We start from the raw sequence: 15,069 nt of genomic DNA on the forward strand, positions 1-15,069 counted from the left end.
CACCTTCGCCTCCGCGCATCGCCGACACCGTTTAGCCGCCCAGTCATAAGGCGGAACGAATGGAATCGATCGGCATCGTCGCTCCACAGACCATGCACTTCGCCGAACCACTGCGCTTGCAAAGCGGCAGCGTGATCGGCAACTATCAGCTCGTCGTCGAAACGTACGGCGAGCTCAACGCCGCGCGTTCGAACGCGGTGCTCGTCTGCCACGCGCTCAACGCGTCGCATCACGTCGCCGGCGTCTACGCGGACGATCCGCGCAGCACCGGCTGGTGGGACAACATGGTCGGCCCGGGCAAGCCGCTCGACACCAACCGCTTCTTCGTGATCGGCGTGAACAACCTCGGCTCGTGCTTCGGCTCGACCGGCCCGATGAGCATCGACCCGTCGAGCGGAAAGCCATACGGCGCGCGCTTTCCGGTCGTCACCGTCGAGGACTGGGTGCACGCGCAGGCGCGCGTCGCGGATGCCTTCGGCATCGAGCGCTTCGCCGCGGTGATGGGCGGCAGCCTCGGCGGGATGCAGGCGCTCGCGTGGAGCCTGATGTATCCGGAGCGCGTCGCACACTGCATCGACATCGCGTCGACACCGAAGCTGTCCGCGCAGAACATCGCGTTCAACGAAGTCGCGCGCTCGGCGATCCTGTCCGATCCCGACTTCCACGGCGGCGACTATTACGCGCACGGCGTGAAGCCGAAGCGCGGCCTGCGCGTCGCGCGGATGATCGGCCACATCACGTACCTGTCCGACGACGACATGGCCGAGAAATTCGGCCGTGCGCTGCGCCGCGCGGACGGCGCGCTCGACGCGTACAACTTCAGCTTCGACGTCGAGTTCGAGGTCGAGTCGTACCTGCGCTACCAGGGCGACAAGTTTGCCGACTACTTCGACGCGAACACCTACCTGCTGATCACACGCGCGCTCGACTACTTCGATCCGGCCAAGGCGTTCGACGGCAATCTGACGGCCGCGCTCGCGCATACGCAGGCGAAGTACCTGATCGCGAGCTTCTCGACCGACTGGCGCTTCGCGCCGGCGCGTTCGCGCGAGATCGTGAAGGCGCTGCTCGACAACAAGCGCACGGTCAGCTACGCGGAGATCGACGCGCCGCACGGCCACGACGCGTTCCTGCTCGACGATGCGCGCTATCACAACCTGCTGCGCGCGTATTACGAACGAATCGCCAACGAGGTAGGCGCATGAACCAGCAAGCCCTGAACTCCCTGTCCGCGCGCGCAGACTTCCGCACGATCGCGCGCTGGGTCGAACCGCGCTCGACGGTGCTCGACCTCGGCTGCGGCGACGGCTCGCTGCTCGCGCTGCTGATGGAAGAACTGGACGTGACCGGCTACGGGATCGAGCTGAACGACGCGGGCGTGCTCGCGAGCGCGAAGAACGGCATCAATGTGATCCAGCAGAACCTGGAAGACGGCCTGCGCCTGTTCGAGGACCACAGCTTCGACATCGCGATCCTGTCGCAGACGCTGCAGACGATTCACCAGACGGCCGCGATCCTGCGCGAAACCGCGCGGGTCGGGCGCGAATGCATCGTGTCGTTCCCGAATTTCGGCTACTGGCCGCATCGGCTGTCGGTACTGAACGGCCGGATGCCGGTGTCGAAGGCGCTGCCTTATCAGTGGCACAACACGCCGAACGTCCGGGTGCTGACGATCGAGGATTTCGAGGCGCTCGCGCCGGAAGTCGGCGTCACGATTCTCGACCGCGTCGTGCTGCACGAAGGCCAGCCGATTCGTTGGGGAGCGAACTGGCGTGGTAGTCTTGCTGTCTATCGCGTCAAGCGCAGCTGAGCCCGGGGGCCGTTGACGGATGATCCGGCCCGCACGCGCGTGCGGCCGCCCCCTTCTGCGCCGCTCGCGCCGCCTGCGCTGCCGCCGCAATCAGTCAACGCTACCCAGTTCCATTCCATGTCGAAAACGCCACACGAGGCGCCCGCGCTCACCGCTCACGAGGATCACCCCGGCTGGCGAGCCTATCTGAACACGCACATGCTGATCTGCGTGTTCCTCGGGTTCACGTCCGGTCTGCCCCTGTTCACGCTCGTCTACCTCGTGCAGGCATGGCTGCGCTCCGAAGGCGTGAACCTGAAGGAAATCGGCCTGTTCGCGCTGATCCAGTTCCCGTATACGTGGAAGTTCCTGTGGGCGCCGCTGATGGACCGCTACATCCCGCGCCTGCCCGGCTGGCGGCCGGGCCGCCGGCGCGGCTGGCTGCTGCTCACGCAGCTGCTGGTCGCGGGCGCGATCGCCACGCTCGGCTTCGTGTCGCCGCGCGACTCGATCTGGACGGTCGCCGCGCTCACCACGCTCGTCGCGTTCTTCGGCGCGAGCGCCGACATCGTGATCGACGCGTACCGCCGCGAACTGCTGCGCGACACCGAGCAGGGCCTCGGCAACGCGGTGCACGTGAACGCCTACAAGCTCGCCGCGCTGATTCCCGGCTCGCTGGCGCTGATCCTGTCCGACCACATGCCGTGGGACGCCGTGTTCGCGATCACCGGCGCATTCATGCTGCCGGGCATCCTGATGACGCTCGTCGTGCGCGAGCCCGAAGTGGTCGGCACGCCGCCGCGCAACCTGCGCGACGCGATCGTGCTGCCGTTCCGCGAATTCATCCAGCGCGACGGCTGGGCCGGCGCGCTGCTGGTCATCGCGTTCATCTTCCTGTTCAAGATCGGCGACACGATGGCGACCACGCTGTCGACGTCGTTCTTCCTCGACATCGGCTTCACGCGCACCGAGATCGGCATCGTCGCCAAAACCACCGCGCTGGTCGCGAGCGTCGCCGGCGGCATCATCGGCGGCGTGTGGCTCGTGAAGATCGGGATCGGCCGCGGGCTGTGGATCTTCGGCGCGCTGCAGATGGTGTCGACCCTCGGCTTCGCGTGGCTCGCGCAGCTCGGCCCCGGCTCGCCGGTGCTGGCCGTGCTGTACGACTTCACGGTATCGACGAGCCACGCGATCGCGTCGGCGCTGTCGGTGTTCGGCGTCGTCGTCACGCCGCAGTTCAGCCCGATGACGGTCGCGCTCGCGATCGTCTACGGCGTCGAAACCTTCACCACCGGCCTGACGATGGCCGCGTTCGTCGCGTACATCGCGAGCACGACCGACCCGCGCTACACGGCCACGCAGTTCGCGCTGTTCACGAGCCTCGCGTCCGTGCCGCGCACGCTCGCGTCGGCCGCGAGCGGCTTCATCGTCGCGAAGATCGGCTGGTTCGACTACTTCATCGTGTGCACCGCGCTCGCGATCCCCGGCATGCTGCTGCTGTTCAAGATCGCGCCGTGGAACGGCGTCGCGCGCAACGGCGAGGCGAGCCGTGCGCAATGACCGCCTGCTTCGCGCCGCACGCGTCGCCGCCGCACTGAGCGTCGGCGTCGCGGCGCTCGGCGCGGCGGCAAGCACGCATCCGACCGACGCCGGGGCAGCCGCGGCCGGCTCCGCGGCGGCTGCGCCGTCCACGCCGGCGACCACCGTCGCGCCGTCTGCCGCCGAAGCCGCGCAGCCGAGCGGCGGGGCCGTGCCGTCGAAAGCCTATGCGCCGACGTCGCAGCAGGTCCGCTACGGCGACGCGATCGCGTTCCGCACGCTGATCCCGTCGCCGCTGCTCGAACAGCTGACCGCGAGCGAATACGCGCAGATCGTGCAAACGGCCGCCGACAGCGACCGCCTGCTGCCCGCGAATCAGCCGCGCGTGAAACGCCTGCGCGCGATCGTCATGAAGCTGGCGCCGTATTCGGTGAAGTGGAACGATCGCGTGAAGAGCTGGGCGTGGGACGTCAATGCGATCCGCTCGCGCGACATCCGCGTCACGTGCCTGCCGGGCGGCAAGGTGCTCGTGTACGGCGGGATGCTCGATCGCGTCCGCCTGAACGACGACGAACTCGGCGTGCTGCTTGCGCACGGCATCGCCCATGCGCTGCGCGAACACGCACGCAGCAATCTCGGCACGGCGTCGCAAACGTCGCTGCGCGCGGCCGCGCTGCCGCCGCTGTTCGGCGTCGGCGATCCGCTGCCGCAGGCGCTGAACCTCGGCGCACGTCTGCAGACGCTGCGCTACGACCCGACCGACGAGACCGAAGCCGACGTGATCGGCGGCGACATCGCCGCCCGCGCGGGCTTCGATCCGCGCGCGGCGATCACGCTGTGGGACAAGCTCGCGGCGGCCACCCGCGCGAACAAGACGTCGGGATTCATCTACACGCATCCGTACGGCGCGACGCGGCGGCAGGATCTGCTGAACCGGCTGCAGGACCTGATGCCGCTGTATGCGAAGGCGACGGGCAAGCGCGTCGACACGCTGCCCGACTATGCGGGCATCAGCGCGCAGCGACGCAAGGTCGCGCGGCGCTGAGCATCGCCGCAGGCCGCGGCTTTCCGTCGGGCATCGCCAGCGTGTGACGCGGCGCTACGCGCCGACGCCCGATTCGACCGGCCGGCTGCCGCTCTCGCGCATCCAGCGCACTTCGTCACCGGGACTGCGGCCGAACAGCCGCTTGAATTCGCGGCTGAACTGCGACGCGCTCGCATAGCCGACCCGCGCGGCGGCGGCACCCGCGCCGACGCCGTCCTGCACCATCATCAAGCGCGCCTGGTGCAGGCGCGCGGCCTTCACATACTGCATCGGCGACGTCGCCGTCACGTGCTTGAACTGCGCGTGGAACACGGCGAGGCTCATCCCGGCCTCGCGCGCGAGCGTCTCGACATCGAGATCGGCCTTCAGGTCCGCATGGATGCGCCGCAGCGCCTTCGCGACGCGGCCGAAATGATGCTGCTGGGCGAGCGCCGCGCGAATCGCGTCGCCCTGCGCGCCCGTCAGCACGCGGTATGCGATCTCGCGCATGATCGCCGGCCCGAGCACGCAGGTGTCGTGCGGCGACGCGAGCGCTTCGAGGAGCCGCACCACCGCGTCGGCGAGCGGCGCATCGAGCGGCGTCGAATAGACGCCGTGCGGCTCGCTGACCGCCGCGCCAAGCGTCTCGTCGAGCAGGATCGCGAGCTCGGCGATCACCGCGAGATCGACGCGGATCGAGATCGCGAGAAACGGCTCGTCCGGGCTCGCGAAGGTTTCGCATTCGAACGGCAGCGGCACCGACAGCACGAGATACTGCTGCGCGTCGTAGACGAACGAGCGGTCGCCGAGATAGCCGAGCTTGCGGCCCTGGCACACGACGATGATGCTCGGCTCGTACAGCACCGGCATGCGCGGCACGGGGCGGCTCACGCGGAAGAAGCGCACGCCGTCGAGCGCCGCCAGCGTATCGCCCTCGTTCGGCGCGAGGCTCGAATGCAGCTCGATCATGCGGCGCCGCACACGGTCGCCCATATCGTCGAAAAGGGGCTGGAAGCTCATCGCGTCGTCCTGTCCGGCAAGAGAATCTGGCTTGCAATGTAGCACTTTGAAAGCGTTTTGACGGCTGTTGGCGTGCAATTCGAGAGGAATGGGCAAATCTTCCAGACCTTCGTGTATTTCGCCGCGGCGGCTCGCTCCGTACGATGGGCACCTGTCTCGCCGCGTCGCCACATGGCGCGGCGGCAGTCTGTTTCGCCGGATGTTTTCCCGGACAAGGAGCCCCCTGCATGAGCACAACCTACGCTTACGCGGCGACCGATGCGCAATCGCCGCTCGCCCCGTTCGAATTCCAGCGCCGCGCGCTGCGCGACCTCGACGTCCAGATCGAGGTGCTGTACTGCGGCGTCTGCCACTCGGACCTGCACCAGGCCCGCAACGAATGGCGCAACACGATCTATCCGGTCGTGCCGGGCCATGAAATCGTCGGCCGCGTGACCGCAACCGGCCCGCAGGTGTCGCGTTTCAAGGTCGGCGAGCTGGTCGGCGTCGGCTGTCTCGTCGATTCGTGCCGCACCTGCCCGAGCTGCGCGGAAGGTCTCGAACAGTATTGCGAGAACGGCTTCGTCGGCACCTACAACGGCCAGGACCGCGTGACGGGCGACATCACGTACGGCGGCTATTCGACCCAGCTCGTCGTCGACGAGGCGTTCGTGCTGCGCGTGCCCGAGACGCTGGACCCGGCCGGCGCCGCGCCGCTGCTGTGCGCGGGGATCACGACCTACTCGCCGCTGCGCCAGTGGAACGTCGGGCCCGGCAAGAAGGTCGGGATCGTCGGCCTCGGCGGGCTCGGCCACATGGGCGTGAAGCTCGCGCGCGCGATGGGCGCGCACGTCGTGCTGTTCACGACCTCGCCGTCGAAGATCGAGGACGGCAAGCGGCTCGGCGCGCACGAAGTGGTGATTTCGAAGGACGAAGCTCAGATGAACGCGCACCTGAACAGCTTCGACTTCATCCTGAACACGGTGGCCGCGCAGCACGACCTGAATCCGTTCCTGCACCTGCTGAAGCGCGACGGCACGATGACGCTCGTCGGCGCGCCGGAGCACGACCATCCGTCGCCGCAGGTGTTCAACCTGATCTTCAAGCGCCGCCGCCTCGCGGGCTCGCTGATCGGCGGGATCGCGGAAACGCAGGAAATGCTCGATTTCTGCGCGGAGCACGGGATCACGTCGGACATCGAAACGATCCCGATGCAGCAGATCAATGCCGCTTACGAGCGCATGCTCAAGAGCGACGTGAAGTATCGGTTCGTGGTGGACATGGCGTCGCTCAAGCAGTAACGCAGCAAGCGCTACCCCAAGCGAAACGGGCCGCATGTTCGACATGCGGCCCGTTTTGCATCTGGCTACCGGTCGGCCCGGCCGCTACGCGCATCGCATCGCGTAGCGCCGCCGATCACTTCTTGTAGTCGTAATCGACCGTCAGCGGCGCGTGATCGCTGAACTTGATGTCCTTGAAGATCGACGTGCGCTTCGCGGTGCCGGCCACGCCCGGCGTCGCGATCTGGTAATCGATCCGCCACCCGACGTTCTTCGCGTAAGCCTGGCCACGGTTGCTCCACCACGTGTACTGCTCGGGGCGCGGGTCGAGCGTGCGGAATACGTCGACATAGCCGACATCGTCGAACAGCTGCGTGAGCCATGCGCGTTCTTCCGGCAGGCAGCCCGAGTTCTTCTGGTTGCTCTTCCAGTTCTTGATGTCGATTTCCTTGTGGACGATGTTCACGTCGCCGCACAGGATCACCTCGCGCTTGCTCTTCAGCTCGGCGAGATGCGGCATGAACTCGTCCATGAAGCGGTACTTCGCCTGCTGACGCTCTTCGCCGCTCGAGCCGGACGGCACGTACACGGACACGACCGACAGCTTGCCGTAGCGCGCCTCGACGTAGCGTCCCTCGGGATCGAATTCGCTGCTGCCGAAGCCGATGATCACGTCATCGGGCTCGTGGCGGCTGTACATGCCCGCGCCACTGTAGCCCTTCTTCTCGGCGTGGTGGAAATAGCTCCGCAAGCCATGCGGCTCGACGAAGTCGGCCGGCAGGTCGTCGGCCGATACCTTGATTTCCTGCACGCACACGCAGTCGGCATTCTGTTCGCCGAGCCATTCAAAAAAGCCCTTCTTCGCGGCGGAGCGGATGCCGTTCAGGTTGGCGGTAATCACTCGCATCATGTCGGGTTCCGTTGTTCAGTTCAGTTCGATGTGTTTGACAGGATCGCAGCCTAGCGGATCTTCACGCCTTCGAGCTCCGGCTTCGGCGGCGGGAATTCGAGCTTCATGTCGGTCATCGTGCGCAGCAGCAGCTCGGCGATCATCACGTTGCGATGGGTTTTCGAGTTCGCCGGGATCACGTACCACGGCGCATGCTCGGCCGAGGTTGCGGCGAGCGCATCGCGGTACGCCGACTGGTATGCATCCCAGTGCTTGCGCGCGTCGAGATCGGCGATGTCGAACTTCCAGTGCTTCGTCGGATCGTCAATGCGCGCCTGCAACCGCTCGCGCTGCTCGTCCTTCGAGATGTGCAGGAAGCACTTGACGATCGTCGTGCCGTTCTCCGCGAGCATCGTCTCGAAATCGCGGATCTGCCGGTAGCGGCGCTCGCATTCCTTGTCGCTGATGAGCTCCAGCACGCGCGGCACGAGGACGTCCTCGTAGTGGCTGCGGTTGAAGATCGCGAGTTCGCCCGCGGCCGGCGCCTGCGCGTGCACGCGCCACAGGAAGTCGTGCGCGGCCTCGATCGGCGTCGGTGCCTTGAACGGCACGATGCGCAGGCCGAGCGGATCGACGTCGCGAAACACCGCGCGCACGGTGCCGTCCTTGCCACTGGTGTCCATCCCCTGCAGCACGAGCAGCACGCGCTTCTTCTGCTGCGTGTGCAGGCGCTCCTGCTGCACGTCGAGCTCCGTCGACACGGCGCTGAGCCGTTCGCGGTCGGCATCCTTCGAGCCCGACGAGAACGGCTTCGCGGCCGGATCGAACGCATCGAGCCTGAATGCGGCAACTTCCTTGTCACGCGTGCTGTACGGCACGCGGAAATCGTCGAGCGACGGTTGTTTCGCCATTCGTTCCTCCGTTGGACGGTGCGATGCACACGCGCACACGATAACGCATGCACCAAAGCGACGGGCCGCCCCGAACAGGTTCGGCGGCGGCCCGTCGTCAGGCGCGGTTCAGGCGCGCGGCCATGTTCAGCCGAGCTTCTTCTTCAGCAGTTCGTTGACCTGCTGCGGATTGGCCTTGCCCTTGGTCGCCTTCATCGCCTGGCCGATCAGCGCGTTGAACGCCTTTTCCTTGCCCGCGCGGAATTCCTCGACCGACTTCGCGTTCGCGGCGAGCACCTCGTCGATGATCGCTTCCAGCGCGCCGGTGTCGGAGATCTGCTTCAGGCCCTTCGCGTCGATGATGCGGTCGGCCGCGGCTTCGTCGGTCGCCTTCTCGTCCCAGATCGCCGAGAAGATTTCCTTCGCGATCTTGTTCGAGATCGTGCCGTCGGCGATGCGCTGCAGCACCAGCGCGAGCTGCGCTGCCGACACCGGAATCGCGTCGATCTCGATGCCGTCGCGGTTCAGCTGCGACGACACGTCGCCCATCAGCCAGTTCGCGGCGATCTTCGCGTTCGCGGCGCCGGCCTTCGCGACCACGGCCTCGAAGTACGCGGCCATCGCCTTGCTCGACGTCAGCACGCCGGCGTCGTACGCGGACACGCCATATTGCTCGACGAAGCGCTGCTGGATCGCCGCCGGCAGTTCGGGCATCCCGGCCTGCACGCGCTCGATCCAGTCCTGGCCGATCACGAGCGGCATCAGGTCGGGGTCGGGGAAGTAGCGGTAGTCGTGCGCGTCTTCCTTGCTGCGCATCGAACGCGTCTCGCGCTTGTCCGGATCGTAGAGGCGCGTTTCCTGCACGACTTCGCCGCCGTCCTCGATCAGCTCGATCTGGCGACGCACTTCGTAGTTGATCGCTTCTTCAAGGAACCGGAACGAGTTCAGGTTCTTGATTTCCGCGCGCGTGCCGAACTTTTCCTGGCCGACCGGCCGCACCGACACGTTCGCGTCGCAGCGGAACGAGCCTTCCTGCATATTGCCGTCGCAGATGCCGAGCCACACGACGAGCGCGTGCAGCGACTTCGCGTAGGCCACGGCCTCGGCCGCGCTGCGCATTTCCGGCTCGGTGACGATCTCGAGCAGCGGCGTGCCCGCGCGGTTCAGGTCGATCCCGGTCATCCCGGCGAAGTCTTCATGCAGCGACTTGCCCGCATCTTCCTCGAGGTGCGCGCGGGTCAGGTTGACCGTCTTCTCGTACGCCGGCTTGCCGGCCTTTTCGTTGGCCGGCACCTGGATCGTGATCTGGCCGCCCTGCACGACGGGAATCTCGTACTGGCTGATCTGATAGCCCTTCGGCAGATCGGGGTAGAAATAATTCTTGCGCGCGAAGATGCTGCGCGGCGCGATGGTCGAGCCGATCGCGAGGCCGAAGCGGATCGCCCGCTCGACCGCGCCGCGGTTCAGCACCGGCAGCACGCCCGGCAGCGCCAGGTCCACCGGGCATGCCTGCGTGTTCGGCTCGGCGCCGAACTGCGTCGGTGCGCCGGAGAAAATCTTCGAGACGGTCGACAGTTGCGCGTGCGTCTCGAGACCGATGACGACTTCCCATTGAGTAGCCATATGCTTACACCCCTGCCGGAACTTGCTTGTGCCAGTCGGTCGCGCGCTGGAACGCGTCGGCGACCTGCAGCATCCGGGCTTCGTTGAAATAGTTGCCGATGATCTGCAGACCGACCGGGCGCTTCGCGTTCGCGCTCGCACCGAAGCCGCACGGCACGCTCATGCCGGGCAGGCCGGCGAGGCTCACCGACAGCGTGTAGATATCCGCGAGATACATCTGCACCGGATCGTCGCCCTTCGAGCCGAGATCCCATGCGACCGTCGGCGAGGCCGGGCCCATGATCACGTCGCAGGACTTGAACGCTTCCTGGAAATCCTGCGCGATGATGCGGCGGATCTTCTGCGCCTGCAGGTAGTACGCATCGTAGTAGCCGTGCGACAGCACGTAGGCGCCGACGAGAATCCGGCGCTTCACCTCGGGGCCGAAGCCTTCGGCGCGCGACTTCTTGTACATGTCGAGCAGGTCGCCGTACTGCGCTGCGCGGTGGCCGAAGCGCACGCCGTCGAAACGCGACAGGTTCGACGACGCCTCGGCCGGCGCGATCACGTAGTACACGGGGATCGACAATTCGGTTTTCGGCAGCGACACGGGCACGAGCGTCGCGCCGAGCGCCTCGTACTGCTTGAGCGCCGCGTCGATCGACGCACGCACGTCGTCGGCGAGGCCGTCACCGAAATACTCGTTCGGCAAACCGATGCGCAGCCCGGCAAGCGGCTTGCCCGCATCGTTGCCGGCCGCCCACGGCTGGCCGAGGTGGCGCGTGAAATCCTCGTCCTCACGCTCGAGGCTCGTCGAGTCGCGCTCGTCGAAGCCGGACATCGCGTTCAGCAGCAGCGCGCAGTCGGACGCGCTCTGCGCCATCGGGCCGCCCTGGTCGAGCGACGACGCGAACGCGATCATCCCGTAGCGCGACACGCGGCCGTAGGTCGGCTTGATGCCCGTCACGCCCGCGAACGACGCGGGCTGGCGGATCGAGCCGCCGGTGTCGGTGCCGGTCGCGGCCGGCGCGAGGCGCGCGGCGACGGCGGCCGAGCTACCGCCCGAGCTGCCGCCCGGCACCGCGTTGGTGTCCCACGGGTTCTTCACCGCGCCGAACGCGGAGTTCTCGTTCGACGAGCCCATCGCGAACTCGTCCATGTTGGTCTTGCCGAGCGTGACCATGCCGGCCGCCTGCAGGCGGGCGACGACGGTCGCGTCGAACGGGCTCTCGTAGTTCGCGAGCATCTTCGAGCCGGCGGTCGAGCGCCAGCCGCGCGTGACGAACACGTCCTTGTGCGCGATCGGCAGGCCGGTCAGCGCGCCGCCCGCGCCGCGCGCGAGTTCAGCGTCGGCGGCCTTCGCCTGCGCAAGGGTGAGGTCGGCGTCGACGTGGACGAACGCGTTCAGGTCGCGTGCCGCGTCGATCCGTTTCAGGTAGAGCTGCGCGAGCTCGACGGCCGAGCATTCCTTGGCGGCGAGCGCGGCGCGCAGTTCGGTCAGGCTTTTTGCGTGCATTGAGTGGTTTTCCTGGGAATTCTGGGTGGCGCGCGGCGCGGCGCCGGCGCGCTTGTCATCGAATGCTTACTCGATCACCTTCGGCACGAGGTAGAGGCCGTCCTGGACGGCCGGCGCCGGGCGCTGGTTGTCGTCGCGATTGACGACTTCCGTCACGGCGTCGTCGCGCAGGCGCTGCGCGACTTCCTGGATCTGTTCGATCGGGTGGGCGAGCGGCGCGATGCCGGCGGTGTCGACCGCCTGCATCTGTTCGACGAGGCCGAAGAATTCATTGAGCTGGCCGAGCATGTGCTCGGCGTCGGCGTCGGCCATTTCGAGTCGCGCCAGGTGCGCGATGCGTTTCACATCGGTCAGGGTCAGGGCCATGCGATCACCGGAAAAAACAAGGCTGCGCGGCGCAGCGAAAGCAGCGCTGCGGCGGGGGGTTGGAGGGTGCGATCCCACCCTCAAAAATCGGGGCCGAAGCGGCAAAAATACCGCCCGTTTCGATTCAAATACCGTGAAATTATAAGGTATCATTACGCGTTCGACCCAAACCCGGCAGCCTTTTCCCGCACCGTTTCGCCTCGTTTCGGCAAGCCGTGCGTGCTTCGTGCGATCCCCGGTAGACATCACTCGCAGCTTCGTGCGCCGCGGCGGCCGCTTCCGCCACGCTTCCCGAGGCTGTTATTTTTTCCGCTGCCGCCCTCAGCGCTCGCTATGCAGGGCCGGCCCAGAGCGAAACAGGATTCTGAATGTTCGGTTTTTTGCGCAGCTACTTCTCCAACGATCTCGCGATCGACCTCGGCACCGCAAACACCCTGATCTACATGCGCGGCAAGGGCATCGTGCTCGATGAGCCCTCCGTCGTGTCGATTCGCCAGGAAGGCGGCCCCAACGGCAAGAAGACGATCCAGGCGGTCGGCAAGGAAGCCAAGCAGATGCTCGGCAAGGTGCCGGGCAACATCGAGGCGATCCGCCCGATGAAGGACGGCGTGATCGCCGACTTCACCGTCACCGAGCAGATGATCAAGCAGTTCATCAAGACAGCGCACGAGTCGCGCATGTTCTCGCCTTCGCCGCGCATCATCATCTGCGTGCCGTGCGGCTCGACCCAGGTCGAGCGCCGCGCGATCAAGGAAGCGGCGCACGGCGCCGGCGCATCGCAGGTCTACCTGATCGAGGAGCCGATGGCGGCCGCGATCGGCGCGGGCCTGCCGGTGTCGGAAGCCACCGGCTCGATGGTCGTCGACATCGGCGGCGGCACGACCGAAGTCGGCGTGATCTCGCTCGGCGGCATCGTGTACAAGGGCTCGGTGCGCGTCGGCGGCGACAAGTTCGACGAAGCGATCGTCAACTACATCCGCCGCAATTACGGGATGCTGATCGGCGAGCAAACCGCCGAGGCGATCAAGAAGGAAATCGGCTCCGCGTTCCCGGGCTCCGAAGTCAAGGAAATGGAAGTGAAGGGCCGCAACCTGTCGGAAGGCATTCCGCGCAGCTTCACGATCTCGAGCAACGAAATCCTCGAAGCGCTGACCGATCCGCTGAACCAGATCGTGTCGTCGGTGAAGATCGCCCTCGAGCAGACGCCGCCGGAACTCGGCGCCGACATCGCCGAGCGCGGGATGATGCTGACGGGCGGCGGCGCGCTGCTGCGCGACCTCGATCGCCTGCTCGCGGAAGAAACCGGCCTGCCGGTGCTCGTCGCCGAAGACCCGCTCACCTGCGTCGTGCGCGGCTCGGGCATGGCGCTCGAGCGCATGGACAAGCTGGGCAGCATCTTCTCGTACGAGTGATCGCCGAGTGATCGCCTAAGCAGTCCCGTTTGATATGACGCACCCGCGGCGTGGCCGGATCGCTCGTTCAGAACGAACCGCCACGCCGTTTGCGCGTCTGAGCATTATTTAACCGATCACCACGCGCCCGGCGCCGACCATGGAATACAGTCCGCCGCCCCTCTTCAAGCAAGGTCCGCCCGCGCTCGCGCGGCTCATCTTCTTCGTCGCCCTCGCCATCGCGCTCCTCGTGTCGGACGCGCGCTTCAGCACGCTCGAAATCGTCCGCGGCGTGCTCGGCACCGTGCTGTACCCGCTGCAGCGCGCGGCGCTCGTGCCGCGCGACCTGTTCATGGGCGCGGCCGACATCGCCGTCACGGGCGCATCGCTGCGCCACGACAACGACGCGCTGCGCAAGCGCAACCTGCAACTGTCCACGCAGGCCAACCAGGCCGCCGTGCTCGCGCAGGAAAACATGCATCTGCGCGCGGTGCTCGAACTGCGCCAGCACATCGCCACGCAGTCGACCCCGGTCGAGATCCAGTACGACACGAGCGACCCGTTCACGCAGAAGATCGTGATCGGCCAGGGTTCGCAGCAAGGCATCCAGGACGGCTCGCCGGTCGTCAGTGAAGACGGCGTGGTCGGCCAGGTCACGCGCGTGTTCCCGCTGCAGGCCGAAGTCACGCTGATCACCGACCGCGATCTCGCGATTCCCGTGCAGGTGCTGCGCACCGGCCTGCGCAGCGTGATCTACGGCACGCCGAAGGGCGATTCGCTCGATCTGCGCTTCGTGCCGACGAGCTCGGACCTCGTCGCGGGCGACGAGCTCGTCACGAGCGGCCTCGACGGCGTCTATCCGCCGGGCCTGCCGGTCGCGAAGGTCGTGCACGTCGACAAGCTCGCCGATACCGCGTTCGCCCGCGTGACCTGCGCACCGGTCGCCGCCGTGCGCGGCGCGCGCCAGATGCTGGTGCTGCATTACCAGAACGACGTCCCGCCGCGCCCGGCGGAGCCGGAGCCGGCCGCCGACAAGAAGGGAAAGAAAGGCGCGAAGGCCGCCGCGAAGGGCGAGAAAGCGGAGAAAGCCGAGAAGGCCGACGCGAACGCGAAGCCGGCCGCCGCGGCCGCACCCGGCGCGAAACCCGCGCCGGCGGCGCCCGCAGCTCCCGCCCAGCCCGCTGCCGCGGCCGCGAAGCCCGCGGCCGGGCAACCAGGAGCCCAGCGATGAACCGTCCGCAATACATCCTGCAGCCGGTCAACCCGTACTTCATCGTCTTCAGCCTCGCCGCCGCGTTCCTGCTGAACCTGATGCCGTGGGGCCGCCTGCCCGGCGTGCCCGATTTCGTCGCGCTCGTGCTGCTGTTCTGGAACATCCACCAGCCGCGCAAGGTCGGGATGGGCGTCGCGTTCGTGCTCGGCATCCTGATGGACGTGCACGACGCGGGGCTGCTCGGCGAGCACGCGCTCGCCTATACGCTGCTGTCGTACGGGGCGATCACGATCCACCGCCGCGTGCTGTGGATGCCGATCGGCGTGCAGGTGCTGTATGTCACGCCGCTGCTCGTCGCCGCGCAGCTGGTGCCGTTCGTGATCCGCCTGATGATGGGCGCCGCGTTTCCCGGCTGGCGCTATCTGGTGGACGGCTTCGTCGAGGCCGCGCTGTGGCCGATCGCGAGCCACCTGCTGCTGATGCCGCAACGCCGCCCGGTTGACCCGGACGATACGCGCCCCATCTGAGCCGCACCGGGACCGACCTTGAACACCCGCCGCCCCCACGCCCG

General features: G+C 67.0%; 14 protein-coding genes. 8 read left to right on the forward strand and 6 right to left on the reverse strand.

What is annotated here, in order from left to right; translation table 11 throughout:
- Window positions 1-59: 59 nt before the first annotated feature.
- From metX to BAMB_RS15920, 4 genes are all read left to right on the forward strand, one after another.
- Window positions 60-1,205: a homoserine O-succinyltransferase MetX gene (gene metX, locus BAMB_RS15905; protein WP_011658214.1), complete on the forward strand. Its 1,146-nt coding sequence runs from the start codon at window positions 60-62 to the stop codon at window positions 1,203-1,205.
- Window positions 1,202-1,810, forward strand: coding sequence for a methionine biosynthesis protein MetW (gene metW, locus BAMB_RS15910; RefSeq protein WP_011658215.1), 609 nt, complete (start codon window positions 1,202-1,204; stop codon window positions 1,808-1,810). The genes metX and metW overlap by 4 nt, the downstream gene beginning before the upstream one ends.
- Before the next feature lie 117 nt (window positions 1,811-1,927).
- On the forward strand, window positions 1,928-3,349 hold the full coding sequence (locus tag BAMB_RS15915) for an AmpG family muropeptide MFS transporter (protein ID WP_011658216.1): 1,422 nt from the start codon (window positions 1,928-1,930) through the stop codon (window positions 3,347-3,349).
- Window positions 3,339-4,373, forward strand: coding sequence for a M48 family metallopeptidase (locus tag BAMB_RS15920; RefSeq protein ID WP_011658217.1), 1,035 nt, complete (start codon window positions 3,339-3,341; stop codon window positions 4,371-4,373). The genes BAMB_RS15915 and BAMB_RS15920 overlap by 11 nt, the downstream gene beginning before the upstream one ends.
- A 54-nt stretch (window positions 4,374-4,427) precedes the next feature.
- On the opposite strand, the gene BAMB_RS15925 is transcribed toward BAMB_RS15920, so the two are convergent.
- On the reverse strand, window positions 4,428-5,372 hold the full coding sequence (locus BAMB_RS15925) for an AraC family transcriptional regulator (RefSeq protein ID WP_011658218.1): 945 nt from the start codon (window positions 5,370-5,372) through the stop codon (window positions 4,428-4,430).
- Between the two features lie 227 nt (window positions 5,373-5,599).
- Here BAMB_RS15925 and BAMB_RS15930 point away from each other — a divergent pair, with 227 nt between their 5' ends.
- Window positions 5,600-6,652: an NAD(P)-dependent alcohol dehydrogenase gene (locus BAMB_RS15930; protein ID WP_006755229.1), complete on the forward strand. Its 1,053-nt coding sequence runs from the start codon at window positions 5,600-5,602 to the stop codon at window positions 6,650-6,652.
- A gap of 115 nt (window positions 6,653-6,767) precedes the next feature.
- On the opposite strand, the gene BAMB_RS15935 is transcribed toward BAMB_RS15930, so the two are convergent.
- From BAMB_RS15935 to gatC, 5 genes are all read right to left on the reverse strand, one after another.
- On the reverse strand, window positions 6,768-7,541 hold the full coding sequence (locus BAMB_RS15935; protein WP_011658219.1) for an exodeoxyribonuclease III: 774 nt from the start codon (window positions 7,539-7,541) through the stop codon (window positions 6,768-6,770).
- Between the two features lie 50 nt (window positions 7,542-7,591).
- The gene (locus BAMB_RS15940; RefSeq protein ID WP_011658220.1) at window positions 7,592-8,431 is read right to left on the reverse strand and encodes a polyphosphate kinase 2 family protein; all 840 of its coding nucleotides are present in this window, start codon (window positions 8,429-8,431) and stop codon (window positions 7,592-7,594) included.
- A gap of 126 nt (window positions 8,432-8,557) precedes the next feature.
- Window positions 8,558-10,033 carry an Asp-tRNA(Asn)/Glu-tRNA(Gln) amidotransferase subunit GatB gene (gene gatB / locus BAMB_RS15945; protein ID WP_011658221.1) on the reverse strand — a complete coding sequence of 492 codons (1,476 nt, stop codon included), beginning with the start codon at window positions 10,031-10,033 and terminating at the stop codon, window positions 8,558-8,560.
- 4 nt (window positions 10,034-10,037) lie between these two features.
- Complete coding sequence (gatA, locus tag BAMB_RS15950; protein WP_011658222.1) at window positions 10,038-11,528, reverse strand: Asp-tRNA(Asn)/Glu-tRNA(Gln) amidotransferase subunit GatA; 1,491 nt, start codon at window positions 11,526-11,528, stop codon at window positions 10,038-10,040.
- 66 nt (window positions 11,529-11,594) lie between these two features.
- Window positions 11,595-11,894, reverse strand: coding sequence for an Asp-tRNA(Asn)/Glu-tRNA(Gln) amidotransferase subunit GatC (gene gatC, locus BAMB_RS15955; protein ID WP_006477478.1), 300 nt, complete (start codon window positions 11,892-11,894; stop codon window positions 11,595-11,597).
- 368 nt (window positions 11,895-12,262) lie between these two features.
- Here gatC and BAMB_RS15960 point away from each other — a divergent pair, with 368 nt between their 5' ends.
- From BAMB_RS15960 to mreD, 3 genes are all read left to right on the forward strand, one after another.
- The gene (locus BAMB_RS15960; protein WP_004189550.1) at window positions 12,263-13,306 is read left to right on the forward strand and encodes a rod shape-determining protein; all 1,044 of its coding nucleotides are present in this window, start codon (window positions 12,263-12,265) and stop codon (window positions 13,304-13,306) included.
- A 139-nt stretch (window positions 13,307-13,445) separates the two neighbouring features.
- The gene (gene mreC, locus BAMB_RS15965) at window positions 13,446-14,516 is read left to right on the forward strand and encodes a rod shape-determining protein MreC (protein WP_011658223.1); all 1,071 of its coding nucleotides are present in this window, start codon (window positions 13,446-13,448) and stop codon (window positions 14,514-14,516) included.
- Entirely contained in the window at window positions 14,513-15,025 is a 513-nt protein-coding gene (gene mreD, locus BAMB_RS15970; protein ID WP_011658224.1) for a rod shape-determining protein MreD, read from the forward strand. Before mreC ends, mreD begins: the two co-directional genes overlap by 4 nt.
- Window positions 15,026-15,069 lie beyond the last annotated feature (44 nt).

Source organism: Burkholderia ambifaria AMMD (assembly GCF_000203915.1).
Classification (GTDB): domain Bacteria; phylum Pseudomonadota; class Gammaproteobacteria; order Burkholderiales; family Burkholderiaceae; genus Burkholderia; species Burkholderia ambifaria.

Bases quoted from the DNA above. Each gene is read 5' to 3' on its own strand.
- metX (WP_011658214.1), top strand. From the start codon at position 60: ATGGAATCGATCGGCATCGTCGCTCCACAGACCATGCACTTCGCCGAA.
- metW (WP_011658215.1), top strand. From the start codon at position 1,202: ATGAACCAGCAAGCCCTGAACTCCCTGTCCGCGCGCGCAGACTTCCGC.
- BAMB_RS15915 (WP_011658216.1), top strand. From the start codon at position 1,928: ATGTCGAAAACGCCACACGAGGCGCCCGCGCTCACCGCTCACGAGGAT.
- BAMB_RS15925 (WP_011658218.1), bottom strand. From the start codon at position 5,372: ATGAGCTTCCAGCCCCTTTTCGACGATATGGGCGACCGTGTGCGGCGC.
- BAMB_RS15930 (WP_006755229.1), top strand. From the start codon at position 5,600: ATGAGCACAACCTACGCTTACGCGGCGACCGATGCGCAATCGCCGCTC.
- BAMB_RS15935 (WP_011658219.1), bottom strand. From the start codon at position 7,541: ATGATGCGAGTGATTACCGCCAACCTGAACGGCATCCGCTCCGCCGCG.
- BAMB_RS15940 (WP_011658220.1), bottom strand. From the start codon at position 8,431: ATGGCGAAACAACCGTCGCTCGACGATTTCCGCGTGCCGTACAGCACG.
- gatB (WP_011658221.1), bottom strand. From the start codon at position 10,033: ATGGCTACTCAATGGGAAGTCGTCATCGGTCTCGAGACGCACGCGCAA.
- gatA (WP_011658222.1), bottom strand. From the start codon at position 11,528: ATGCACGCAAAAAGCCTGACCGAACTGCGCGCCGCGCTCGCCGCCAAG.
- gatC (WP_006477478.1), bottom strand. From the start codon at position 11,894: ATGGCCCTGACCCTGACCGATGTGAAACGCATCGCGCACCTGGCGCGA.
- BAMB_RS15960 (WP_004189550.1), top strand. From the start codon at position 12,263: ATGTTCGGTTTTTTGCGCAGCTACTTCTCCAACGATCTCGCGATCGAC.
- mreC (WP_011658223.1), top strand. From the start codon at position 13,446: ATGGAATACAGTCCGCCGCCCCTCTTCAAGCAAGGTCCGCCCGCGCTC.
- mreD (WP_011658224.1), top strand. From the start codon at position 14,513: ATGAACCGTCCGCAATACATCCTGCAGCCGGTCAACCCGTACTTCATC.